24 protein-coding genes are annotated in these 21,333 nt (G+C 68.5%); 13 read left to right on the top strand and 11 right to left on the bottom strand.

The features are described 5' to 3' along the window. Window positions 1–14: 14 nt before the first annotated feature. The gene (locus H8N03_RS10615; protein ID WP_354005103.1) at window positions 15–1,181 is read right to left on the bottom strand and encodes a GNAT family N-acetyltransferase; all 1,167 of its coding nucleotides are present in this window, start codon (window positions 1,179–1,181) and stop codon (window positions 15–17) included. 7 nt (window positions 1,182–1,188) lie between these two features. On the opposite strand from H8N03_RS10615, the gene H8N03_RS10620 reads away from it, so the two are divergent. Both H8N03_RS10620 and H8N03_RS10625 read left to right on the top strand, forming a co-directional pair. After that, the gene (locus H8N03_RS10620) at window positions 1,189–2,853 is read left to right on the top strand and encodes an NAD+ synthase (RefSeq protein ID WP_187076132.1); all 1,665 of its coding nucleotides are present in this window, start codon (window positions 1,189–1,191) and stop codon (window positions 2,851–2,853) included. A 37-nt stretch (window positions 2,854–2,890) separates the two neighbouring features. Next, on the top strand, window positions 2,891–3,229 hold the full coding sequence (locus H8N03_RS10625) for a P-II family nitrogen regulator (RefSeq protein WP_187076133.1): 339 nt from the start codon (window positions 2,891–2,893) through the stop codon (window positions 3,227–3,229). Window positions 3,230–3,355: 126 nt separating this feature from the next. On the opposite strand, the gene H8N03_RS10630 is transcribed toward H8N03_RS10625, so the two are convergent. From H8N03_RS10630 to H8N03_RS10655, 6 genes are read right to left on the bottom strand one after another with little or no spacing between them, the layout of a single operon-like run. Beyond that, window positions 3,356–3,943, bottom strand: coding sequence for an LOG family protein (locus tag H8N03_RS10630; RefSeq protein ID WP_187076134.1), 588 nt, complete (start codon window positions 3,941–3,943; stop codon window positions 3,356–3,358). Then, window positions 3,940–4,347: a diacylglycerol kinase gene (locus H8N03_RS10635; protein ID WP_187076135.1), complete on the bottom strand. Its 408-nt coding sequence runs from the start codon at window positions 4,345–4,347 to the stop codon at window positions 3,940–3,942. Before H8N03_RS10635 ends, H8N03_RS10630 begins: the two co-directional genes overlap by 4 nt. Window positions 4,348–4,358: 11 nt before the next feature. Continuing rightward, window positions 4,359–4,868: an RDD family protein gene (locus H8N03_RS10640; RefSeq protein WP_187076136.1), complete on the bottom strand. Its 510-nt coding sequence runs from the start codon at window positions 4,866–4,868 to the stop codon at window positions 4,359–4,361. Then, window positions 4,865–5,608 (bottom strand): DUF3106 domain-containing protein, encoded by a 744-nt coding sequence (locus H8N03_RS10645; protein WP_187076137.1) that lies wholly within the window; start codon window positions 5,606–5,608, stop codon window positions 4,865–4,867. Before H8N03_RS10645 ends, H8N03_RS10640 begins: the two co-directional genes overlap by 4 nt. A gap of 17 nt (window positions 5,609–5,625) precedes the next feature. Continuing rightward, window positions 5,626–6,045 (bottom strand): DUF3619 family protein, encoded by a 420-nt coding sequence (locus tag H8N03_RS10650; RefSeq protein WP_187076138.1) that lies wholly within the window; start codon window positions 6,043–6,045, stop codon window positions 5,626–5,628. Next, the gene (locus H8N03_RS10655; protein ID WP_187076139.1) at window positions 6,042–6,608 is read right to left on the bottom strand and encodes an RNA polymerase sigma factor; all 567 of its coding nucleotides are present in this window, start codon (window positions 6,606–6,608) and stop codon (window positions 6,042–6,044) included. Before H8N03_RS10655 ends, H8N03_RS10650 begins: the two co-directional genes overlap by 4 nt. Before the next feature lie 243 nt (window positions 6,609–6,851). Between H8N03_RS10655 and H8N03_RS10660 the strand changes: the two genes are divergently transcribed. The 7 genes from H8N03_RS10660 to pbpG all read left to right on the top strand — a co-directional run bounded on the left by H8N03_RS10660 (window position 6,852) and on the right by pbpG (window position 15,938). Beyond that, window positions 6,852–8,627: an acetolactate synthase 3 catalytic subunit gene (locus tag H8N03_RS10660; RefSeq protein WP_187076140.1), complete on the top strand. Its 1,776-nt coding sequence runs from the start codon at window positions 6,852–6,854 to the stop codon at window positions 8,625–8,627. 198 nt (window positions 8,628–8,825) lie between these two features. Continuing rightward, a complete protein-coding gene (gene ilvN / locus H8N03_RS10665) occupies window positions 8,826–9,317 on the top strand; it encodes an acetolactate synthase small subunit (protein WP_187076141.1) in 492 nt (163 codons plus the stop codon). A gap of 42 nt (window positions 9,318–9,359) precedes the next feature. Further along, window positions 9,360–10,376: a ketol-acid reductoisomerase gene (gene ilvC, locus H8N03_RS10670; protein WP_187076142.1), complete on the top strand. Its 1,017-nt coding sequence runs from the start codon at window positions 9,360–9,362 to the stop codon at window positions 10,374–10,376. A gap of 114 nt (window positions 10,377–10,490) precedes the next feature. Further along, on the top strand, window positions 10,491–11,303 hold the full coding sequence (pssA, locus tag H8N03_RS10675; RefSeq protein ID WP_187076143.1) for a CDP-diacylglycerol--serine O-phosphatidyltransferase: 813 nt from the start codon (window positions 10,491–10,493) through the stop codon (window positions 11,301–11,303). Window positions 11,304–11,518: 215 nt separating this feature from the next. Further along, a complete protein-coding gene (gene leuA / locus H8N03_RS10680) occupies window positions 11,519–13,213 on the top strand; it encodes a 2-isopropylmalate synthase (RefSeq protein WP_187076144.1) in 1,695 nt (564 codons plus the stop codon). Further along, complete coding sequence (locus H8N03_RS10685) at window positions 13,198–14,748, top strand: 2-isopropylmalate synthase (protein WP_187076145.1); 1,551 nt, start codon at window positions 13,198–13,200, stop codon at window positions 14,746–14,748. The genes leuA and H8N03_RS10685 overlap by 16 nt, the downstream gene beginning before the upstream one ends. A gap of 158 nt (window positions 14,749–14,906) precedes the next feature. After that, window positions 14,907–15,938 carry a D-alanyl-D-alanine endopeptidase gene (gene pbpG, locus H8N03_RS10690; RefSeq protein ID WP_255428156.1) on the top strand — a complete coding sequence of 344 codons (1,032 nt, stop codon included), beginning with the start codon at window positions 14,907–14,909 and terminating at the stop codon, window positions 15,936–15,938. Window positions 15,939–16,072: 134 nt separating this feature from the next. Here the strand turns inward: pbpG and H8N03_RS10695 are convergent, their stop codons facing one another. The 3 genes from H8N03_RS10695 to aat are packed head-to-tail and all read right to left on the bottom strand — an operon-like array spanning window position 16,073 to window position 18,405. Next, window positions 16,073–16,870: an IclR family transcriptional regulator gene (locus tag H8N03_RS10695; protein ID WP_187076147.1), complete on the bottom strand. Its 798-nt coding sequence runs from the start codon at window positions 16,868–16,870 to the stop codon at window positions 16,073–16,075. 45 nt (window positions 16,871–16,915) lie between these two features. Beyond that, complete coding sequence (locus H8N03_RS10700) at window positions 16,916–17,662, bottom strand: arginyltransferase (RefSeq protein ID WP_187076148.1); 747 nt, start codon at window positions 17,660–17,662, stop codon at window positions 16,916–16,918. Beyond that, the gene (aat, locus tag H8N03_RS10705; protein WP_187076149.1) at window positions 17,659–18,405 is read right to left on the bottom strand and encodes a leucyl/phenylalanyl-tRNA--protein transferase; all 747 of its coding nucleotides are present in this window, start codon (window positions 18,403–18,405) and stop codon (window positions 17,659–17,661) included. The genes H8N03_RS10700 and aat overlap by 4 nt, the downstream gene beginning before the upstream one ends. 141 nt (window positions 18,406–18,546) lie before the next feature. Here aat and H8N03_RS10710 point away from each other — a divergent pair, with 141 nt between their 5' ends. After that, window positions 18,547–18,879, top strand: coding sequence for a PilZ domain-containing protein (locus H8N03_RS10710; RefSeq protein ID WP_187076150.1), 333 nt, complete (start codon window positions 18,547–18,549; stop codon window positions 18,877–18,879). On the opposite strand, the gene H8N03_RS10715 is transcribed toward H8N03_RS10710, so the two are convergent. Further along, on the bottom strand, window positions 18,876–19,250 hold the full coding sequence (locus H8N03_RS10715; protein WP_187076151.1) for a PilZ domain-containing protein: 375 nt from the start codon (window positions 19,248–19,250) through the stop codon (window positions 18,876–18,878). The two genes, H8N03_RS10710 and H8N03_RS10715, sit on opposite strands and share 4 nt — an antisense overlap. A gap of 194 nt (window positions 19,251–19,444) precedes the next feature. Here H8N03_RS10715 and H8N03_RS10720 point away from each other — a divergent pair, with 194 nt between their 5' ends. From H8N03_RS10720 to H8N03_RS10730, 3 genes are all read left to right on the top strand, one after another. After that, window positions 19,445–19,615, top strand: coding sequence for a hypothetical protein (locus tag H8N03_RS10720; RefSeq protein ID WP_187076152.1), 171 nt, complete (start codon window positions 19,445–19,447; stop codon window positions 19,613–19,615). A 94-nt stretch (window positions 19,616–19,709) separates the two neighbouring features. After that, window positions 19,710–19,910 (top strand): hypothetical protein, encoded by a 201-nt coding sequence (locus H8N03_RS10725; RefSeq protein WP_187076153.1) that lies wholly within the window; start codon window positions 19,710–19,712, stop codon window positions 19,908–19,910. Between the two features lie 236 nt (window positions 19,911–20,146). Beyond that, window positions 20,147–21,214, top strand: coding sequence for a sigma 54-interacting transcriptional regulator (locus tag H8N03_RS10730; protein WP_187076154.1), 1,068 nt, complete (start codon window positions 20,147–20,149; stop codon window positions 21,212–21,214). Window positions 21,215–21,333: the final 119 nt, after the last annotated feature.

The following is a 21,333-nucleotide window of genomic DNA, read 5'->3' on the forward strand; positions in this document are numbered from 1 at the left end:
GACAGGCCGCTTTTTCATTGGTGGAACGGCGAGCGCGCCTCCAGGTGCTCGAGGTAGTTCTCGATCCCCCGCCCCTCCCGCTCCAGGAACTTCTCCACCGCATCCGCGAACGCCGGATGCGCCAGCCAGTGCGCGCTGGTGGTCTTCACCGGCATCAGCGCCCGCGCCATCTTGTGCTCCCCTTGCGCGCCGCCCTCGAAGCGCGTGAAGCCGTTGGCGATGCACCACGCGAGCGGCTGGTAGTAGCAGGCCTCGAAGTGCAGGCAGTCGACGCGTTCCAGGGCGCCCCAGTAGCGGCCGTAGGCGACGCCGTCCTCCAGCCCGATCAGGCTGCTCGCGATGCGCTTGCCGTTCCGCTCCGCGACGAACAGCAGCCAGTTCTCCGGCATCGTGCGCGCCATGCGATCGAAGAAGTCGCGCGTCAGGTAAGGCGCGTTGCCGTGCTCGAGGTAGGTGCGCTCGTAGCAGCGGTAGAAGAAGTCCCAGTCCTCCGAAGCGATGGCCGCCCCGCGCGCATGGCGGAAAGTGACGCCGCCCTCGGCCACCTTGCGCCGCTCCTGCCGGATCTTCTTGCGCTTCTCCTGCGTGAGGCTCGCGAGGAAGGCGTCGAAGTCCGCGTAGCCCGCGGCGTCATGCGTGGGGGCCACATTCATCCAGTGGAACTGCACGGTGTGCCGCAGCATCATCCCCGCGGCTTCGCACGCGGCGACGTCCTCGTCGCTCCCGAACAGCAGGTGCCACGACGACACCTTCTTCTGCTTGCACCATGCGAGCACCGCGCGCACCAGCGCGGCGCGTGCCGCCGCATCGCGCGCCAGCAGCCGCGGGCCGGGCACGGGCGTGAACGGCACCGCGGTCAGCGCTTTCGGGTAGTAGCGCAGGCCGTGCTGCTCGTACGCGTTGGCCCACGCCCAATCGAAGACGTACTCGCCGTACGAGTGGCTCTTCAGGTAGAGAGGGCAGGCGGCTTCGAGCTCGCCTTCGCGCCACAGCGTGAGGAACTGCGGCGTCCAGCCCGTGCTGCGCACGGCGCTGCCGCTGTCGTGCATGCCGGAGAGGTAGGCGTGCCGCATGAACGGCGAGCCGCCCGCGAGCCGAAGCAGCGCGTCCCACTGCTTCGCGTCCGCGTCCGACGGCGTGGCGAGGACCCGGGTGACATAATCGTTCGAGAGGTCTGGCACGTCTGAAATGGCACTCACAATCTGTACCGCGCAGCTCAACGTCACCGTCGGTGACATGGCCGGCAATGCGCAAAAGATCATCGCCGCCGCGCGCACCGCTTACGAGCGGGGCGCGCGCCTGGTGCTCACCCCGGAGCTTTCCATCTGCGGCTATCCCGCCGAGGACCTGCTGCTGCGCCCGGCCTTCATCGCTGCCTGCGATGATGCCGTGAAATCGGTGGCCCGCGAGCTTGCGGGGTTGAAGGGCCTGCACGTGGTGGTGGGGCATCCGCACGGCAGCGCGATCCGCGGCAAGTCCGTGCAGGTCCAGCAGCGCTACAACGCCGCGAGCGTGCTGTGCGAAGGCAAGGTCCTCGAGACCTATGCCAAGCGCGAGCTGCCGAACTACCAGGTCTTCGACGAATATCGCTACTTCACGCGCGGGCAGGGCACGAGCGTGTTCCAGGTCGAAGGCATCAGCGTCGGCCTCCTGATCTGCGAGGACGCCTGGTTCACCGAACCGGCGCAGCTGGCGCGCGCCTCGGGCGCGCAGTTGCTGGTGGTGCCGAACGCGTCGCCCTTCCACGCCGGCAAGAGCGGCGAGCGCGTCGCGCGCATGGCGGACCGGGCGCAGGACGTCGGCCTGCCGCTCGTCTACGCGCACCTGGTCGGCGGCCAGGACGAAGTGATCTTCGACGGCGCCTCCTTCGCGGTGAACGCCGACGGCTCGCTCGCGGCGCTCGCGCCCGCGTTCGAGGAGAACCTGTTCTACGTGCAGGCGGAGCTGGGCGACGACGGCGTCGCGCTCTCCGGCGACAAGGCCACCGTGCCGGAAGGCGAGGCGGAGCTGTGGCACGCGCTGGTGCTGGGCGTGCGCGACTACATCGGCAAGAACGGATTTCCAGGCGTGCTGCTGGGGCTCTCCGGCGGCATCGATTCCGCCCTCGTGATGGCGATCGCCGTCGACGCCCTCGGCGCCGACAAGGTGCGCGCGGTGATGATGCCTTCGCCGTACACGCAGAGCATCTCGTGGATCGACGCGGCGGAGATGGCCAGGCGCATGAACGTGCGCTACGACGAGATCTCCATCAAGCCGATGTTCGAGTCCTTCCTGCAGTCCCTGGAGAAGGAGTTCCACGGGCTGCCCGAGGACACGACCGAGGAGAACATCCAGGCGCGCATCCGCGGCGTGCTGCTGATGGCGCTGTCCAACAAGTTCGGCAGCATCGTGCTGACCACCGGCAACAAGAGCGAGATGGCCACCGGCTACTGCACGCTGTACGGCGACATGGCCGGCGGTTTCGCGGTGATCAAGGACGTGCTGAAGACCGTGGTGTTCAGGCTCGCGCGCTGGCGCAACGAGAACGACCCCTACGGCACCGGCGCGAACCCGATCCCGGAACGCATCATCACGCGGCCGCCCAGCGCCGAACTGCGCCCCGACCAGGTGGACCAGGACAGCCTGCCGCCGTACGAGATCCTGGACGGCATCCTCTCGCGCTACATGGAGAACGACGTCGGCGTCGACGACATCGTGGCCGAAGGCTACGACCGCGCCACGGTGGAACGCGTGGCGCGCCTGGTGCGCATCAACGAGTACAAGCGGCGCCAGGCGCCGATCGGCATCCGGGTGACGCACCGGGGCTTCGGGAAGGATTGGCGGTATCCTATTACCGGCAAGTTCCGCGCGTAGACGCGGACCCTTCTAGAACGATTTCCCTGGAGCATCCATGAAGCAGATCACCGCCATCGTCAAACCCTTCAAGCTGGAAGAGGTCCGCGAAGGGCTGGCGGAGTGCGGCGTCACCGGCCTGACCGTCACCGAAGTCAAGGGCTTCGGCCGCCAGAAGGGGCACACCGAGCTCTATCGCGGCGCCGAGTACGTGGTGGACTTCCTGCCGAAGGTGAAGGTGGAAGTGGTGGTGAAGGACGACGACGTGGACCGCTGCGTGGACGCCATCATCAAGGCCGCGCGCACCGGCAAGATCGGCGACGGGAAGATCTTCGTGACGACGGTCGAACGCGTGGTGCGGATCCGCACGGGCGAGGTGGACGAGAGCGCGGTCTGAGACGCCGATCGGTGGGGTTCGCTTCGCTCACCTGCGCCGGCTGACGCCGGCCCACCCTACACCGGTCCTGTAGGGTGGCGCGGCGAAGCCGCGGACGGTGAGCGAAGCGAACCCCACCGTTCGTCCTCAAATCTGCGAAACATCCACCGGCCGCGGATCGATCCCCGCCCCTTGCACCAGGCTGCGCAGCAGCCGCGCCGGATCCTCGTCCACCGTCAGCAGCTCCATCTGGCGCTCGTTCATGAAGCCGTGTCCCACGGCCTGCTCCAGGAACTGGAGCAGCGTGCGGTAGTAGCCTCCCTGGTCCAGGATGCCCACCGGCTTGCGGTGGAAGTCCAGCATCCGCCAGCTCCACACCTCGAACAGCTCCTCGAAGGTGCCGATGCCGCCCGGCAGCGCCAGGAAGGCATCGGCGCGTTCGGCCATCATGGACTTGCGCTGGTGCATGTTGTCCACGATGTGCAGCTCGGTGCAATCGCGCTTGGCCCATTCGCGTTCGACCATCGAATGCGGGATCACGCCGACGACGCGCGCGCCGGCTTCCAGGGCCGCCGTCGCGAGCACGCCCATGAGGCCGTTGTTGCCGCCGCCGTAGACCAGCTGGCCGCCGTGGGCGCCAATCCAGTGGCCGACTTCGGTGGCGACGCGGGCGAAGGACGGGTCGGCCCCCGGACGGGAACCGCAGTAGACGCAGAGGGAAAAGCGGGGGGTCATGCGAAGAAGAAGTGCCAGAGGCCCGCGGCCCAGATGCCGCCGGCCAGCAGGGTGGCGAGGAAGACGGCGGCGCTGCCCATGTCCTTGGCGCGCTTGGACAGCGCGTGCCACTCGGGGCCGATGCGGTCGATCGCCGCTTCGACCGCGGTGTTGAGCAGTTCCACGATCATCAGCAGGAGCACGGAGCCGGCGAGCAGCGCCACCTCCACCCAGCCGCTCCCGATCCAGAAGGCGAGCGGGACCATCACGCAGGCGAGGCAGGCCTCCAGGCGGAAGGCGGCTTCGCCCCAGCCGGCGCGCAGGCCCGCCAGCGAGTAGCCGGTGGCGTGCCACAGGCGGACGAAGCCCGTGCGCAGCTTCTGCGGGTTGACCGGCTGGCCGAGCGACTCGGGGGACGTGCTCATGCCGCGATTGTCTACGAGGCGGCGGGCGGCTTCGCGACGTCGACCAGCCGCGTGCCGGCCCAGGCGTCGTGCCAGAACTGCCGCTGCGGATGCAGCCGGCTCAGCAGGGCCCAGAACACGATCCAGCCAAGCAGGACGGCCGTGACGGGTTTCCAGTCCGTGACGCGCTGGTGGGCGAAGAAGGCGAGCGGCGGCAGCAGCCACACCGAGCACAGCACGTAGCGGAACCACGCCCGCGCCAGCGAGGGCGCGCCTCCCTGCGGGCCGATGATGCGGATGCGCCAGGTCTGCATGGGCAGCGTGCGACCGCGCGACCAGCACCACGTGAAGTACAGGCCCAGCACCAGCACGATCGCGACCGCCAGCGCCTCGCGCCCGCGCAGCGCGTGCCGCATTTGCGTGAACACGGAGAACACGAAGGCGGTCGCCAGCGCGATCGCGAACGCCAGGAAGGCTTCGTAGAACAGGCAGGCGAGGCGCCGCGCGATGCCGGGCGCGGTGAGGGGATCGGGGGCGGTCAAGGCGCGGTGGGGGACGCGGGCGTGGGCAGCAGGGCGCTGCCTTCCACGGGGGCGGGGGCGGCGGGCGGCGCGGGCTGCGCGGGCTGCGCGGCCGGGGCGGGCTGCGGGGAAGCCTCGGGCTTCTTGCCCTTCGGCGGGATCTTGGCCAGCTTCTCCTTCGGCACCGGCTGCACGGCGATCGCGGTGGGCGGCGGCGCCGGCTTGGCGGCGGCGGCCCGCTGCTGCAGCTTCTTCTTTTCCTCGGGTGGCAGGGCCTGGTAGGCCTCCCACTTCGCGCGCTTGTCGTCGGGCGCGACCTTCTCCACCTCGGCGAAGTTGAGCCGGGCGGCGGTGCGCTGCTGCGGCGACAGGGCGGCCCATTCCGTCATGCGGCTGTGCAGGCGCGCCTGCTCCGGCGGCGGCATGGAGTGGAAGTTCTCGGACAGCACGAGCCACTTGCGCTTGTGCGCCTCGCCCAGCGTGCGCCAGGTGGCCGCCAGGGGGGCCAGGGCCTGCTGCTGGTGCCCGGTGAGCTCGGCCCAGGTGGGCTGGGCCTCGGCGCGCGTCGGCGGCGCGTTGCGCACGGCCGCGGGACGGATCGGCTCTTTCGTGGAGACGGAGGGCTTGCTGGCCTGGCCGACGACGGCAGAGGCCGGAGCGGCAGGCTGCGCCTGCGCCACGGCAGCCGAGGCGGCGGCCAGCACGAAGCCGGCGGCCAGCAGCAGCAGCGTGGGAAGGGCCGGGCGCAGGGGCGGCGTCATGGGCGGGCGGCTCCGCGTCAGTTGCCGCCGCCCGTCTTGAGGAACTGGACGAAGCCCGGGTCGGCGTAGGCGGCCGGCGGCAGGTCGTCCGTGAGGAGGGCGGCATCCACCTCGGCCAGCTCGCTGGCGCGGCGGTCCGCCTGGAAGGTGTGGATCAGCACGAGGCCCGCGGCCAGCACCACCAGCGGCAGCACGGAGGCCACCCGGTTGAACCAGGTGCGCTCGCCGAGGCCGAGCGTTGCGGCGCCGCCACGTCCGACGGTGACAGGCGCAACGTCTTCCACCTTGCGCGCGGCCAGGGCGCGCACGCGGGCAGCGCGCAGGCGCTCGCGCGTTTCGTAGCTCAGCTCGTCCGTGCCGGCCGACAGGCGACGCGCGACCGCGCGGCCGAACGGGTCGGCCGGGGCAGGGGTACGCGGAAAGTCGGTCGTCGTCATAGTTGGATTCCCTTCGCCTTCAGGGCCTTGCTGAGGGCGGCGACCGCCCGGGAGCAATGCGTCTTGACGCTTCCTTCCGAGCAGCCCATGGCCGCGGCCGTCTCGGCCACGTCCATGTCTTCCCAGTAACGCATCAGAAACGCTTCGCGTTGACGGGCGGGCAGTTCCATGATCTCCAGTTCGATCTCCCTCAGGACCTGGGCCCGGCGCGTGGAATCTTCCGCGCTTTCGACCTGCTGGGACTGTTCGGGCGAGGAATAAGTTTCCAGCAGGTCGAAATCCCCGTCGTCCGACGCGGATTCGAAGTCGCTCAGGTTGGAGAAGAGCGCGTTGCGGGTCTTCTGGCGCCGGAACCAGTCCAGCGTGCAGTTGGACAGGATGCGCTGGAACAGCATCGGCAGCTCGTTCGGCGGCTTGTCGCCGTAGTGCTCCGCCAGCTTCATCATGCTGTCCTGCACGATGTCCAGGGCGGCTTCCTCGTCGCGCACGTGGTAGACGGTGCGCTTGAAGGCACGCTTTTCCACGCCCTGCAGGAAGTCCGAGAGTTCGCGTTCGGTGGCCAAGGAGTCCGGTTCGGTCTTGTCGTCGTGCGCTGAAGCGGCGCGAATTATGGCATCGGTGCAGTCGGGCTAGGCGAACGGCTTGTTGCAGTGCGATAATGCGCGCTGCAAGTCAAAGGCAAACGAGTCCTGGTCCGGCGGTGCGATCGGCCCGCCCATGGCCCGGTGCTCTAAGTCCCGACGCGCTCCCACAAGGAGTGGCAAGGGGCACCCCAAGGTTCGAAGTCGAAACCCGAAAGGTTGATCATGGAAATCTCCCGCACGGAGCTGAGCTCCGCGGCCGCAGCCACTGCCGGCCAGCCCTCCGAATTCCGCGGCGCCGAAATCCTCGTCAAGTCCCTGCAGGCCGAAGGCGTGAAGTACGTCTGGGGCTATCCGGGCGGCGCGGTGCTGCACATCTACGACGCGTTCTACAAGCAGGACACCATCCAGCACGTGCTGGTGCGCCACGAGCAGGCCGCCGTGCACGCGGCCGACGGCTATGCGCGCGCCACCGGCGACGTGGGCGTGGCCCTGGTGACCTCCGGCCCCGGCGTGACCAACGCGGTGACCGGCATCGCGACCGCGTACATGGATTCCATCCCCATGGTGATCGTCACCGGACAGGTGCCCACGGCCGCGATCGGCCTGGACGCCTTCCAGGAATGCGACACCGTGGGCATCACGCGCCCGATCGTCAAGCACAACTTCCTGGTGAAGGACGTGCGCGACCTCGAGACGGTGATGAAGAAGGCCTTCCACATCGCCCGCAGCGGCCGTCCCGGCCCGGTGGTGGTGGACATCCCGAAGGACGTCTCGTTCAACAAGACGGGCTGGAACGGCTACGCCGACAAGCTGGAAATGCGCTCGTACAAGCCGGTGCACAAGGGCCACAGCGGGCAGATCCGCAAGGCGCTGCAGCTGCTGCTGTCCGCCAAGCGCCCGTACATCTATTCGGGCGGCGGCGTGATCCTGGGCAATGCCAGCGAGGAGCTGCGCACCCTGGCGAACATGCTGGGCTATCCCTGCACCAACACGCTGATGGGCCTGGGCGCCATTTCCGGCACGGACCCCAAGTTCCTCGGCATGCTGGGCATGCACGGGACCATCGAGGCCAACAACACGATGCAGAACTGCGACGTGCTGCTGGCCGTGGGCGCGCGCTTCGACGACCGCGTGATCGGCAACCCGAAGCACTTCGCGCAGAGCGAGCGCAAGATCATCCACATCGACGTGGACCCCTCCAGCATCTCCAAGCGCGTGAAGGTCGACATCCCGATCGTCGGCGACGTGAAGGAAGTGCTGGCGGAGCTGATCGCCCAGATCAAGGAGTCCGGCGTCAAGCCCGATGCCAGCGCGCTGGGTTCCTGGTGGGAGACCATCGAGAGCTGGCGCAGGAAGGACTGCCTGCGCTACGACCGCGGGAACAAGGACGTCATCAAGCCGCAGCACGTGATCGAGACGCTGTGGAACATGACGAAGGACGTGGAGACCTACATCACGTCCGACGTGGGCCAGCACCAGATGTGGGCCGCGCAGTTCTACAAGTTCCAGGAGCCGCGCCGCTGGATCAACTCGGGCGGCCTGGGCACGATGGGCGTCGGCATCCCGTACGCGATGGGCATCAAGCTGGCGAAGCCGGAGGCCGAGGTGTTCTGCGTGACGGGCGAAGGCTCGGTGCAGATGTGCATCCAGGAACTCTCGACCTGCCTGCAGTACAACACCCCGATCAAGGTCATCTCGCTGAACAACCGCTACCTGGGCATGGTGCGCCAGTGGCAGCAGCTGGACTACGAGGGCCGCTACAGCCACAGCTACATGGACGCGCTGCCCAACTTCGTGAAGCTCGCCGAAGCCTACGGCCACGTCGGCATGCTGATCGAGAAGCCGGGCGACGTGGAGCCGGCGCTGCGCGAAGCACGCAAGCTCAAGGACCGCACGGTGTTCATGGACTTCCGCACCGACCCGACCGAGAACGTCTGGCCGATGGTGAAGGCGGGGGCGGGCATCACGCAGATGCTTCTGGGTTCCGAGGATCTTTGAAGACTTTTTGAACGCAGAGGTCGCAGAGATCGCGCAGAGGTCGCAGAGAAGACGTCCAGAGGAATTCCTCTGCGACCTCTGCGCAACCTCTGCGACCTCTGCGTTCTCCTGACCGATCAACCACCAAGACGAATCTATTGACCGCCGAGTCCCCTGCTTACCGGCAGCGGAGGAGGGCGGCGAAAAGAGGAATCAGACATGAAGCACATCATTGCCGTGCTGCTCGAGAACGAGCCCGGCGCCCTGTCCCGCGTGGTGGGCCTGTTCTCGGCCCGCGGCTACAACATCGAATCGCTCACCGTGGCGCCGACGGAAGACGCGTCGCTGTCGCGCATGACGATCCAGACCACCGGCTCCGACGACGTGATCGAGCAGATCACCAAGCACCTGAACCGCCTCATCGAGGTGGTGAAGGTCGTCGACCTCACCGAAGGCAGCTACACCGAGCGCGAGCTCATGATGGTGAAGGTGCGCGCGGTGGGCAAGGAACGCGAGGAGATGAAGCGCATGGCGGACATCTTCCGCGGCCGCGTCATCGACGTCACCGACAAGAGCTACACGATCGAGCTCACCGGCGACCAGGCCAAGAACGACGCGTTCCTGCAGGCCATCGACCGCAGCGCGATCCTGGAGACCGTGCGCACGGGTGCCTCCGGCATCGGCCGCGGCGAACGCATCCTCCGCGTCTGAACCCCTTTCTTCCCCACAAACGATTTCACCCTGGAGAGACTCATGAAGGTTTATTACGACAAGGACTGTGACCTCAGCCTGATCAAGGGCAAGACGGTCGCGATCATCGGCTACGGCTCGCAAGGCCATGCGCACGCGCAGAACCTGAACGACAGCGGCGTCAAGGTCATCGTCGGCCTGCGCAAGGGCGGCGCGAGCTGGCCGAAGGTCGAGAAGGCCGGCCTGAAGGTCGCGGAAGTCGGCGAGGCCGTGAAGTCTGCCGACGTCGTGATGATCCTGCTGCCCGACGAGCAGATCGCCGCCGTCTACAAGAACGACGTCGAGCCGAACATCAAGCAGGGCGCGTCCCTCGCCTTCGCGCACGGCTTCAACGTGCACTACGGCCAGGTCGTGCCGCGCGCCGACCTCGACGTGTGGATGGTCGCCCCCAAGGCCCCCGGCCACACCGTGCGCAGCACCTACAGCCAGGGCGGCGGCGTGCCCCACCTGGTGGCCGTGCACCAGGACAAGACCGGCCGCGCCCGTGACCTGGCCCTGTCGTACGCGATGGCCAACGGCGGCGGCAAGGCCGGCATCATCGAGACCAACTTCCGCGAAGAGACCGAGACCGACCTGTTCGGCGAGCAGGCCGTGCTGTGCGGCGGCACCGTGGAACTGATCAAGGCCGGCTACGAGACGCTGGTGGAAGCCGGCTACGCGCCCGAGATGGCCTACTTCGAGTGCCTGCACGAGCTGAAGCTGATCGTGGACCTGATCTACGAAGGCGGCATCGCGAACATGAACTACTCGATCTCCAACAACGCCGAATACGGCGAGTACGTCACGGGCCCGCGCATCGTGACGGAGGAGACCAAGAAGGCCATGAAGCAGTGCCTGAAGGACATCCAGACCGGCGAGTACGCCAAGTCCTTCATCCTCGAGAACCGCGCCGGCGCCCCGACCCTGCAGTCCCGCCGCCGTATCACCGCGGAACACTCGATCGAGGTCGTGGGCGAGCAGCTGCGCGCCATGATGCCCTGGATCAAGAAGAACAAGCTGGTGGACCAGTCGCGGAACTGACGTTCCGCAGGGACTAGGGGCTAGGGCCTAGGGGCTAGGGAGGAAACTTCCTGGCCCTTTTCTGTTGTTCCCTAGCCCCTAGACCCTAGGCCCTAGCCCCTTACACTTGAGCCCATGCACGACGGACACGAGGACGAGATGCCGGCCGAGGGCGTGGTGGTGCGCAAGCGCCGCAAGGGCATCTACATCCTTCCCAACCTCTTCACCCTGGCCGCGCTCTTCGGCGGCTTCTACGCGATCGTCATGGCCATGAACGGCCGCTTCGACCTGGCGGCCGTGGGCGTCTTCAGCGCCATGGTCCTCGACAGCCTCGACGGCCGCGTGGCGCGGATGACCAATACGCAGAGCGCCTTCGGCGAGCAGATGGACTCGCTCTCGGACATGGTCTCCTTCGGCGCCGCGCCGGCGCTGATCGCCTACGAGTGGGCGCTGAAGGGCCTGGGCCGCTGGGGCTGGATCGCCGCCTTCGTCTACTGCGCGTGCGCCGCGCTGCGGCTGGCGCGCTTCAACGTGAACACCGGGGTGGTCGACAAGCGCTACTTCCAGGGCCTGCCGTCGCCGGCGGCCGCCGCGCTGGTCACCGGCTTCATCTGGATCATGACCGAGTCGCAGATCAAGCCGTACGACGTGTCCTGGGTCATGTTCGGCGTGGCGCTGTACGCGGGGCTCACGATGGTGACCAACGTGCCCTTCTACAGCTTCAAGGACATCCAGATGAAGAAGAGCGTGCCCTTCGCGGTGATCGTGCTGATCGCCCTGGGCATCGCCGTGGTCAACATCCACCCGCCCATCGTCCTGTTCGCGGTCTTCGTGATCTACGGCCTCTCGGGCTACGTGATCTACGGCTGGCGCAAGGCGCGCGGCGAGCGCGCGAGCGTCATCAGCACGTCGACCGACGAGCCGGAAGAGTCCGGGCTCCATCGCTAGAAAAAACCCTGATGCTGCAGCGCGGAACCGGTGTGCTACAGTGGATTCCATGACCCGCATCGCCCTGGCCCTACTGCTATCCCCCCACGGGCGGAGAGGGTAGAGCGCGCGCGCGTCACGAATTCCCGGATCACGGCCCGTTTGCACCAGCAGCGGGCCGTTTCCTTTTGGGGCTGCTGGTACCACACCCACCCAGCGAGACCACGACCATGCCGATGTTGAAGAACCCCGCCGCCAAGTACCGCGCCTTCCCCCCGGTGCGCCTGAGCGACCGCACCTGGCCGGACGCGGTGCTGGCGAAGCCGCCCGTGTGGTGCAGCGTGGACCTGCGGGACGGCAACCAGGCGCTGATCGAGCCCATGGACATCCCGCGCAAGCTGCGCATGTTCGAGACGCTCGTGAAGATCGGCTTCAAGGAGATCGAGGTGGGCTTCCCCTCGGCGTCGCAGGTGGAGTTCGACTTCCTCCGCAAGCTGATCGAGGAGGACCGCATCCCCGCCGACGTGACCATCCAGGTGCTCACGCAGGCGCGCGAACCCCTCATCCGCCGCACCTTCGAGTCGCTGCAGGGCGCCCGCCGCGTGATCGTGCACCTGTACAACGCCACGGCGCCCGTCATGCGCAAGGTGGTGCTGGGCCTGGACGAGGACGGCATCGTCGACCTCGCGACCTCGCAGGCGCGCCTGTTCCGGGAACTCGCCGCGCAGCAGCCGGAAACCGACTGGGTGTTCCAGTACTCGCCCGAGATGTTCTCCGGCACGGAGCTCGCGTTCGCCAAGCGCGTGGTCGATGCGGTGACCGCCGTCTGGCAGCCAACGCCGCAGCGCAAGTGCATCGTCAACCTGCCGTCGACGGTGGAGCACTCCACGCCCAACATCTTCGCGGACATGATCGAGTGGATGCACCGCCACCTCGCGCGCCGCGACAGCATCGTCCTCTCGGTGCACCCGCACAACGACCGCGGCACGGGCACCGCGGCCGGTGAATTCGCCGTCATGGCCGGCGCGGACCGCCTGGAAGGCTGCCTGTTCGGCAATGGCGAGCGCACCGGCAACCTCGACCTGGTGAACGTCGCACTCAACCTGTACAGCCAGGGCGTGGACCCCGGCCTCGACTTCTCCGACATCGACGAGATCCGCCGCACGGTGGAGCACTGCAACCAGATCCCGGTGCACCCGCGCCACCCGTACGTCGGCGACCTCGTCTACACCTCCTTCTCGGGTTCGCACCAGGACGCGATCAAGAAGGCGTTCGCCGCCCGCAAGGAAGGCGACGTCTGGGACATGCCTTACCTGCCGCTGGACCCGAAGGACCTGGGCCGCAGCTACGAGGCCGTGATCCGCGTGAACAGCCAGTCGGGCAAGGGCGGCATCTCCTACCTGCTCGAGGCCGAGTACCAGCTGGAGCTGCCCCGGCGCCTGCAGATCGAGTTCAGCCAGGTCGTGCAGGGCGTGATGGACGCGAGCGGCAAGGAGCTGTCGGCGCAGGACCTCTGGGACGTCTTCGAGCGCGAGTACGGCCTGAAGACCACGGCCGTCCCGCAGCACCAGGTCCTGGAGGAGCAGCGCACGGCCGAGGGCGGCAGCATCGTCGCGCTCGCCGCGCAGGTGAAGATCGGCGGCCGCGCCTTCGGCGTGCGGGGTACCGGCAACGGCCCGATCGACGCCTTCGTGGAAGGCCTCGGCCGCGCCATCGGCGAAAGCATCCGCGTGCTCGACTACCATGAGCATGCGATCGGCTCGGGCGCGGATGCCCGCGCCGTGGCCTACCTCGAACTGCGCGTCGGCGACCGCACGCTGTTCGGCGTGGGCATGGATTCGAACATCGTGGCCGCTTCGCTCAAGGCCATCGCCTCGGGCGTGCAGCGCGCCCGGGCGCACCAGAAGGAAACGACATGGCAGACCAACTGATCATCTTCGACACGACCCTGCGGGACGGCGAGCAGTCGCCCGGGGCGTCCATGACCAAGGACGAGAAGCTGCGCATCGCGCGCCAGCTCGAGCGCCTGAAGGTCGACGTCATCGAGGCGGGCTTCGCCGCCAGCTCCAACGGCGACTTCGAGGCCGTGCAGGCGATCGCGGCCGCGATCAAGGACTCGACGATCTGCTCGCTGTCGCGCGCCAACGACCGCGACATCTCGCGGGCCGCCGAGGCCCTGAAGGGCGCGGCGCGCGCCCGCATCCACACCTTCATCGCGACCTCGCCGCTGCACATGGAGAAGAAGCTGCGGATGACGCCCGAGCAGGTGCTGGAGCAGGCGAAGCAGTCGGTGCGCTTCGCGCGCAACCTGTGCGCCGACATCGAGTTCTCGCCCGAGGACGGCTACCGCAGCGACGTCGACTTCCTCTGCCGCGTGCTGGAAACGGTGATCCGCGAGGGCGCGACGACGATCAACGTGCCCGACACGGTCGGCTACGCCATCCCGGAGCTGTACGGCAACTTCATCAAGACGCTGCGCGAGCGCATCCCCAACTCCGACAAGGCGGTCTGGTCGGTGCACTGCCACAACGACCTGGGCATGGCGGTGGCGAACTCGCTCGCCGGCGTGAAGCTGGGCGGCGCCCGCCAGGTCGAGTGCACGATCAACGGCCTGGGCGAGCGCGCCGGCAACTGCTCGCTGGAAGAAGTGGTGATGGCGGTGAAGACCCGCAAGGACTACTTCGGCCTGGAAGTGGCCATCGACACGAGCCACATCGTGGCGGCGAGCCGCATGGTGAGCCAGACGACGGGCTTCGTCGTGCAGCCGAACAAGGCGGTCGTCGGCGCGAACGCCTTCGCGCACGCGAGCGGCATCCACCAGGACGGCGTGCTCAAGGCGCGCGACACCTACGAGATCATGCGCGCCGAGGACGTGGGCTGGTCCGCCAACAAGATCGTGCTGGGCAAGCTGTCGGGCCGCAACGCCTTCAAGCAGCGCCTGCAGGAGCTCGGCGTGGTGCTGGACAGCGAGAGCGAGATCAACGCGGCCTTCGCCAAGTTCAAGGAGCTGGCGGACCGCAAGAGCGAGATCTTCGACGAGGACATCCTGGCCCTGGTGAGCGACGAGGCGGTCACCAGCGAGCAGGAGGCTTACCGGCTTGTCTCCTTGCGGCAACACAGCGAGACGGGCGAGCGCCCGCATGCCGAGGTGGTGTTCACGGCCGAAGGCCGGGAAATCCGGGGCGAGGCGGACGGCAACGGGCCCGTCGACGCGTCGCTCAAGGCGATCGAGAGCCAGGTGAAGAGCGGCGCCGAGATGGTGCTGTATTCGGTGAACGCCATCAGCGGCTCCACCGAGAGCCAGGGCGAGGTGACGGTGCGGCTGCAGAACTCCGGCCGCGTGGTCAACGGCGTGGGCGCCGACCCGGACATCGTGGTCGCGTCGGCCAAGGCGTACCTCAGCGCGTTGAACAAGCTGCACAGCAAGGTGGAGCGCGTCGCGGCGCAGGGAGGCGGCAACGTCTAGGGTTTTTCCCTATATTGAAGCTCAGCCGTGAGCTTACGCTCCTAAGTACTTGATTTTTGTAAATATTGCCGCGTGAAGTACACGGCCGAAGTACACTTCGCGCCAGGGATGTCAGCAGTCTCCTACATCCCCGGACGTCGTTGCCAGGAGTACCGCACTTGAACCGATTCGTACATACCATCGCCCTGAGTGTTCTGGCTCTGGCGCTGGCTCCCGCTCAGGCCGAAGCAGCTTCGCCCAAGCGGGTCGCCAAGAAGGAAAGCACGAGCATCGTCAAGAAGGCGCGGGTCACGCGGACCTATGCCGCGGCTCCGCGTCCGCGTTCGGTGGTGCGCCTGGCTCCCGCGAAGCCGTCTTTCGGGCAGCTGGCCGGCCTGCATTCCACGCAGGACGACCTGGAGCTGAAGTCCAGCGTGGCCCTGGTGATCGACCAGGACAAGAACGAGATCCTCCTGCGCAAGAACGATTCGGCCGTGCTGCCGATCGCGTCCATCACCAAGCTCATGACCGGCCTCGTGATCAGCGAAGCCAAGCTGCCGATGGACGAACAGATCACCATCACCCAGGACGACGTCGACACCGAAAAGGGCAGCAGCTCGCGCCTGCGGGTCGGCACGACCCTGAGCCGCGGCGAACTCATGCACCTGGCCCTGATGTCCAGCGAGAACCGCGCCGCGCACGCGCTGGGCCGCACCTATCCGGGCGGACTGAACGCGTTTGTCGAGGCCATGAACCAGCGCGCGCAGCTGCTGGGCATGAACGACACCAAGTACGTCGAACCGACGGGCCTGTCCAGCCGCAACCAGTCGAGCGCGCAGGACCTCGCGCGACTGGTAGTGGTCGCCGCCCAGGATTCAATGCTCAGCGAGCTGTCCACCTCGACCGGCGCCGCCGTCGAAGTCGGCCGCCGCACGCTGCAGTTCGGCAATACGAACCGCCTGGTGAAGAACCCGAACTGGGAAATCGCCCTGCAGAAGACGGGCTACATCTCCGAGGCCGGCCAGTGCCTGGTGATGCAGGCGAAGGTCGCGGGCCGCAAGCTCGTGATGGTGTTCCTGGATTCCGCCGGCAAGCTGAGCCGCATCGGCGACGCCGAACGCGTGCGCCGCTGGGTGGAGACACACTCGCCCACGGGCGTGCCGCTGCCGACGACGGGCGGGAACACGGTCATCCGGCAAGTCAGCGGTTGATCGTTCCGGCATCCCCGCCACCCCTTCGTCATCCCCGCGAAGGCGGGGAACCAGAGCTCCCATGAGAAAGCCCCGCGCTGCGGGGCTTTTTTCCGAACGCCGTGGGTCCCCGCCTCCGCGGGGATGACGGGAGGCTATGCCGCGAGCCGCTGCGTCGGCGGCTTGTACCCCAGCGCCGCCGAGATCTCTTCCGCGGTCGCCTGCAGCTTCTGCAGCCAGTTCTCGTCCAGCCGGTCCGCCGGCGCGGAGATCGACAGGCCCGCCACCAGCTTCGCCTGGTCGTCGTAGATGCCCGCGGCCATGCAGCGCACGCCCAGCTCCAGTTCCTCGTTGTCGCGCGCGATGCCGTACTGGCGCGCCTTCGCGAGTTCGCGCTCCAGGATGGGCAGCTGCGTGATGCTGTTCCTGGTGTGCCCGGCGAGGCCCGTGCGCGTGGCATAGGCGCGCACGCGCTGCGGATCGTCCGCGGCGAGGAACAGCTTGCCCGTGGACGTGAGGTGCAGCGGCGCGCGCCCGCCGATCGCGCGCACCACCTGCATGCCGGAGCGCTCGCTGTACGCGCGCTCCACGTAGACGATCTCGTCGCCCTGGCGCACGCTCAGGTTCACCGGCTGCTGGATCTGCTTGTGCAGCTCGCGCATCGGCGACAGCGCGGCGTCGCGCACGTTCAGGCGCGCCTTCACCAGGTTGCCCAGCTCCAGCAGGCGCATGCCGAGGCGGTAGCTGCCCGCCTCCGGGCGGTCCACGAAGCGGCCGGTCGCGAGGTCGTTCAGGATGCGGTGCGTCGTCGACGGGTGCAGGCCCGTCTTCTCGCTGATCTCCTTGAGCGAGATCGCCTCCTCGCGCGAGGCCAGCACGTCGATCAGCGCGAACATGCGCTCGATCACCTGGATGGTCGGGGTGGCCGGGGCCTGGGAGTCTTTTTGTCGCATGGGCGGATCCTCGCCCAGCATTTTACGAGATGAAATCGATCGGGGTCACGCGTCCGGGTCGCCGGGGCGCCACTCGCCGTCCAGCAGCACCTCGTGCGGCTGGAAGCGCGCCTTGTAGTTCATCTTGGGGCTTTCGCCGATCCAGTAGCCCAGGTAGACGTGCGGCAGCTTGAGGCGGCGCGCCTGGTCGATCTGCCAGAGCACGCTCCAGGTGCCGTAGCTCGCGTCCGGATCCGGTTCGTAGAAGGTGTAGACCGCGGAGATGCCGTCGTTCAGCACGTCGAGGATCGAGACCATGCGCAAGGCCCCTTGCGTGCCGTCCGCGTGCGTCTCGCGGAACTCCACCAGCCGCGAGTTGACCCGGCTTTGCAGCAGGAACTGGGTGTACTGGTCGATGCTGTCGTGGTCCATGCCGCCGCCCGCGTGGCGGCCGGTCTGGTAGCGCAGGTACAGGTGGTAGTGCTCGGGGACGAAGCAGAGCTTGAGCACCCGCGCCGTGAGGTTGGCATGCTGCTTCCACGCGCGGCGCTGGCTGCGGTTCGGCCGGAAGCCGTCCACCAGCACGCGCAGCGGCACGCAGGCGCGGCAGCCGTCGCAGTAGGGGCGGTACGTGAACATGCCGCTGCGCCGGAAGCCGCTGGTGACCAGGTCCGAGTACGCGTCGTTGTGGATCAGGTGGCTGGGCGTCGCCACCTGCGAGCGGGCCTGCTTGCCCGGCAGGTAGCTGCAAGGATAGGGCGCCGTCGCATAGAACTGCAGCGTCTGGAGCGGAAGATCCTTGAGGTGCGTCACGCTTCGGAAGTGTGCGGCAGGAGTGCGTCCCAGTATACGGGTTCGAATTGCCACGGTGCAGGGGCGCGCACCGCCTGCCCCTTCACATGTTGGACAAATTCCTCTCGCGGGATCTCGCGCGCGCCGAGCGAGGCGAGGTGGCGGGTGTTCTGCTGGCAGTCGATGGCGGTCACGCCCGCCTGCCGGCACCACGCGACCAACGCGGCCAGCGCAATCTTGGACGCGTCGGGCACGCGCGTGAACATCGACTCGCCGAACACCGCGCGGCCGATCACCACGCAGTACAGGCCACCCGCGAGGCGGCCGTCGATCCAGGTCTCCACGCTGTGCGCGAAGCCTGCGCGGTGGAAGGACTGGTAGGCGGCGACCATCGCCGGCACGATCCAGGTGCCGGACTGTCCCGGGCGCTGGCTGGTGGCGCAGGCGCGGATCACCGCGTCGAAGTCGCTGTCGAAGCGGATCTCGCAGCGCGGGTCCGCGGCGAACTTCGCGACCGTCTTGCGCAGCGAGCGGTGCAGCCTGAACTCGCCGGTGAACAGCACCATGCGCGGGTCGGTGCTCCACCACAGGATCGGCTGGCCTTCGCTGAACCACGGGAAGATGCCGCTGGCATAGGCGCGCTGCAGGCTGTCCACGTCGAGCGCGCCGCCGGCGGCCAGCAGGCCGGGAGCCGGCTGCCGCTCGTCCCAGGCCTGCGCGGGATCGGGGAAGGGGTCGCCGGGTTGGAGCCAGGGCAGGTGCATCGCCTGTCATTGTGCCGCCGCCTTCGCGTGCGCGCGGATGCTGTCCTCCCGCGGCGACGGCCTCGCGTCGCTGCGCGCCTACAGGCCCGCGCCGCCACGCGGCCTAGCGTGGACTGTTTCCAATCGAGGGAAGGACGTGCCATGGCCGGCAGCAAGGCGGCCCGGGCCCCGCGCGACCAGCGGGGCGCGGTCCGGTTCGACACCCACATGCCCGTGCACACCGCGCAGGGCGCGGGCAGGACGCACAACATCAGCGCGCAAGGCGTGTACTTCGAGACCGACGCCGAGCCGCGGGCGGGCGCGCTCGTGAACTTCCAGCTGGAGTACACGCTGCAGGGCCGGCGGCACCGGCTGCTCTGCGAAGGCAAGGTCGTGCGCGTGGAGCGCCAGGGCGAACGCATCGGCGTCGCGGCGCGGCTGGTGACGCCCTTCTTCGAGGGCGAGGAAATCGCGGCGCCGCCGACGCTGCGCTAGTCGACGCTGCGCAGGTGCGAGCGGGGCGCGGCCTCGTCTTCGCCGAGCGCGGCCGCAGGGATCTCCGCAGTCGGCAGCAGCCGCGCGCCGACCGTGAAGCCGGCGGCGTCGGGCACGCTGCGCACCACTTCGGCTTCGCAGCGCAGCGGGTACTGGTGGCCGTCCAGCAGGTACTCGATCACGACCTCGATGCGCGCGCCGGGCTCGTACGCGTGTTCCGCGTGGAAGGAGAGGCCGGTGGTGCTGAGGTCCTGCGTCGTGCCTTCCTGGCCGTCGATGCTGACCGGCATGGCCGCATGGAAGCGCTCCGCCTGGCGGCGTTCGTCGCGCGTGCGCAGGGGGACCGGGATCGTGAGGCCTGGTTGGGCCATGGGGCTTCTCCGTGGTTGCCGGGACCTTATCGCTGAGGCGCGGCTCCCGTGTAGGCGTGCCTCCCACGCGCGTGTCGGACGGCGGCTTCGTGCAAGCCCGGCAGAGCCGCGACTACGCAGCGCGAAGGCGTTTTCCCACACGGCGCGCGCCGCGGCGCTCCGAGCATGGCCGCTCACAGTGCGAAGGAACCGACATGGCGAACGATTCCCGAGATGCGCGCACCGAGAGCAACCCGGTCGTCCTGGCCTGGGGCCTGCCGGCCGAAGCGGAAGGCTTCTTCGGCGATGCCACCCTGTGGCTCACCGGCGGCGTGGTGTCGCTGGTGGCCTGGACCCTCGTCGCACTGGTGCTGACGTCCGCCTGACGCGCCTGGGGGCGGCAGGATTCACGCACTTCGGGTGCCCTTGTAAAAAAGGGTAGGCCGCCCGGCGACCGTGTGCGAAACTGGCGTCCCGACCATGATGCGCGCCTCCCGTCCTCCCGAGAAGACCCCCAGCCTGATGCCCGAAGGCAGGCGCTGGGGCTTCGGCGCGCACAGCGTGGTGCCTTACCTGGGGATGGCCCTGCACAGCCGTCCGGGCGACGAACTCGCCTCCATCCGCAACCCCGTGTTCGCACGCATGGACCGCGCGCTGCGCGGGCTGCAGGAACGCCAGTAAGGCAATAGCGCCTTCCTGCCGGCCTTAGGGAAAATTCTGTAAGCCAGCCGCTGCTGCACGACCGTGTGCCCGCAGCGCGCCGCTCTTCAGGCGAAGGGCGCCGTCGCGCGCGTTACGAATCGATGCCGCTGCAAAATCCGGCCACGGATGTGCGGGCTCGTGGCGTCCTGCAGCCGCGTTGGTGCGCGGCAACCCCAGTGCTAGAGTGATTTGCAAAGCGCGGGGGAGGACACGCCATGCTTACGGCCACAGGGCGGCAGGGGCACGCCCAGCACTCCGCGGCTCCCGCACGGGAGCCGGAGAGCGAGCCCGACTGGGCTGCGCTCAACCTGATCGGGGCCTCTGCGTCGTTCCGGCGCGTGCTTGCGTCCCTGTGCCAATGGTCGCGCGTGGACGCGACGGTGCTGATCGGCGGCGAAACGGGCACGGGCAAGGAACTCGCCGCCCGCGCCATCCACTACCTCGGCGCGCGGCAGGACGGGCCCTTCGTGCCGGTCAACTGCGGCGCGATCACCGACAGCCTGCTCGAGGCGGAGCTGTTCGGCCACGTCCGCGGCGCGTTCACCGACGCCAAGCAGGACGCCCGCGGCATGATCGCGCTGGCGCAAGGCGGCACGCTGTTCCTCGACGAGGTGGACTCACTCAGCCCGCGCGCGCAGGCCGCGATCCTGCGCTTCGTCCAGGACCACAGCTACCGGCCCGTCGGCGGCGCGCGCTTCCAGTGCGGCGACGTGCGCGTCATTGCCGCGAGCAACGCCGACCTGGAAGCACTGGCCGCCGAAGGCCGCTTCCGCCGCGACCTCCTCTACCGCCTCAACCTGCTCACCGTGACGCTGCCGCCCTTGCGCGAGCGTGAAGGCGACGCGGTGCTGCTCGCGCGCGTCTTCACGGAACGCCTGTGCCGCCAGTACGGCGTGCCGCGCACGCTCGACGACGCCAGCCTTGCCGCGCTGCGGGCGGGGCAGCCCTGGCCCGGCAACGTGCGCGAGCTGGAGCATCGCGTGCACCGCGCCTTCCTCACCGCCCAGGGCCAGTCGATCACGCTGGGCCTTCCCCTTCCCGCCGGCTTCGCGCCGCTGCCCCGCGCCGGGACGACTGCGCCGTCGCCGATCGCCTTCGCGCGCGCCAAGGCGCAGGTGATCGCGGAATTCGAGCGCCGCTACGTGCTCGACCTCCTCGCCGAAGCGAAGGGCAACCTGAGCCTCGCCGCGCGCCTGGCCGGCAAGGAACGCAGCCGCTTCGGCAAGCTCGTGCGCAAGTACGGGCTGCAGCGCGACGCCGACGCGCGCCCGCCGCGGGACTGACGCAGCCCTCCCTTTCGTCGCACGGCCACCGGCCGTGGCTCCGTGCGTGCCGGCGAGGGCGCCGTCGCCCCAGGCGCGACGCAGGCGCCGCAGGGCCCACCGGCCCCACCCCGCACGCA

It is taken from the genome of Ramlibacter cellulosilyticus (genome assembly GCF_014297465.1).
In the GTDB taxonomy this organism is placed as follows: domain Bacteria; phylum Pseudomonadota; class Gammaproteobacteria; order Burkholderiales; family Burkholderiaceae_C; genus Ramlibacter; species Ramlibacter cellulosilyticus.

What these genes read in the sequence shown, in the direction of transcription:
- ilvC (WP_187076142.1), top strand. Translation starts at nt 9,360, where the DNA reads ATGAAGGTTTATTACGACAAGGACTGTGACCTCAGCCTGATCAAGGGC.
- aat (WP_187076149.1), bottom strand. Translation starts at nt 18,405, where the DNA reads ATGCACCTGCCCTGGCTCCAACCCGGCGACCCCTTCCCCGATCCCGCG.
- H8N03_RS10730 (WP_187076154.1), top strand. Translation starts at nt 20,147, where the DNA reads ATGCTTACGGCCACAGGGCGGCAGGGGCACGCCCAGCACTCCGCGGCT.
- H8N03_RS10660 (WP_187076140.1), top strand. Translation starts at nt 6,852, where the DNA reads ATGGAAATCTCCCGCACGGAGCTGAGCTCCGCGGCCGCAGCCACTGCC.
- ilvN (WP_187076141.1), top strand. Translation starts at nt 8,826, where the DNA reads ATGAAGCACATCATTGCCGTGCTGCTCGAGAACGAGCCCGGCGCCCTG.
- H8N03_RS10630 (WP_187076134.1), bottom strand. Translation starts at nt 3,943, where the DNA reads ATGACCCCCCGCTTTTCCCTCTGCGTCTACTGCGGTTCCCGTCCGGGG.
- leuA (WP_187076144.1), top strand. Translation starts at nt 11,519, where the DNA reads ATGTTGAAGAACCCCGCCGCCAAGTACCGCGCCTTCCCCCCGGTGCGC.
- H8N03_RS10645 (WP_187076137.1), bottom strand. Translation starts at nt 5,608, where the DNA reads ATGACGCCGCCCCTGCGCCCGGCCCTTCCCACGCTGCTGCTGCTGGCC.
- H8N03_RS10710 (WP_187076150.1), top strand. Translation starts at nt 18,547, where the DNA reads ATGGCCGGCAGCAAGGCGGCCCGGGCCCCGCGCGACCAGCGGGGCGCG.
- H8N03_RS10715 (WP_187076151.1), bottom strand. Translation starts at nt 19,250, where the DNA reads ATGGCCCAACCAGGCCTCACGATCCCGGTCCCCCTGCGCACGCGCGAC.
- H8N03_RS10650 (WP_187076138.1), bottom strand. Translation starts at nt 6,045, where the DNA reads ATGACGACGACCGACTTTCCGCGTACCCCTGCCCCGGCCGACCCGTTC.
- H8N03_RS10625 (WP_187076133.1), top strand. Translation starts at nt 2,891, where the DNA reads ATGAAGCAGATCACCGCCATCGTCAAACCCTTCAAGCTGGAAGAGGTC.
- H8N03_RS10695 (WP_187076147.1), bottom strand. Translation starts at nt 16,870, where the DNA reads ATGCGACAAAAAGACTCCCAGGCCCCGGCCACCCCGACCATCCAGGTG.
- H8N03_RS10620 (WP_187076132.1), top strand. Translation starts at nt 1,189, where the DNA reads ATGGCACTCACAATCTGTACCGCGCAGCTCAACGTCACCGTCGGTGAC.
- H8N03_RS10725 (WP_187076153.1), top strand. Translation starts at nt 19,710, where the DNA reads ATGATGCGCGCCTCCCGTCCTCCCGAGAAGACCCCCAGCCTGATGCCC.
- pssA (WP_187076143.1), top strand. Translation starts at nt 10,491, where the DNA reads ATGCACGACGGACACGAGGACGAGATGCCGGCCGAGGGCGTGGTGGTG.
- H8N03_RS10635 (WP_187076135.1), bottom strand. Translation starts at nt 4,347, where the DNA reads ATGAGCACGTCCCCCGAGTCGCTCGGCCAGCCGGTCAACCCGCAGAAG.
- H8N03_RS10685 (WP_187076145.1), top strand. Translation starts at nt 13,198, where the DNA reads ATGGCAGACCAACTGATCATCTTCGACACGACCCTGCGGGACGGCGAG.
- H8N03_RS10720 (WP_187076152.1), top strand. Translation starts at nt 19,445, where the DNA reads ATGGCGAACGATTCCCGAGATGCGCGCACCGAGAGCAACCCGGTCGTC.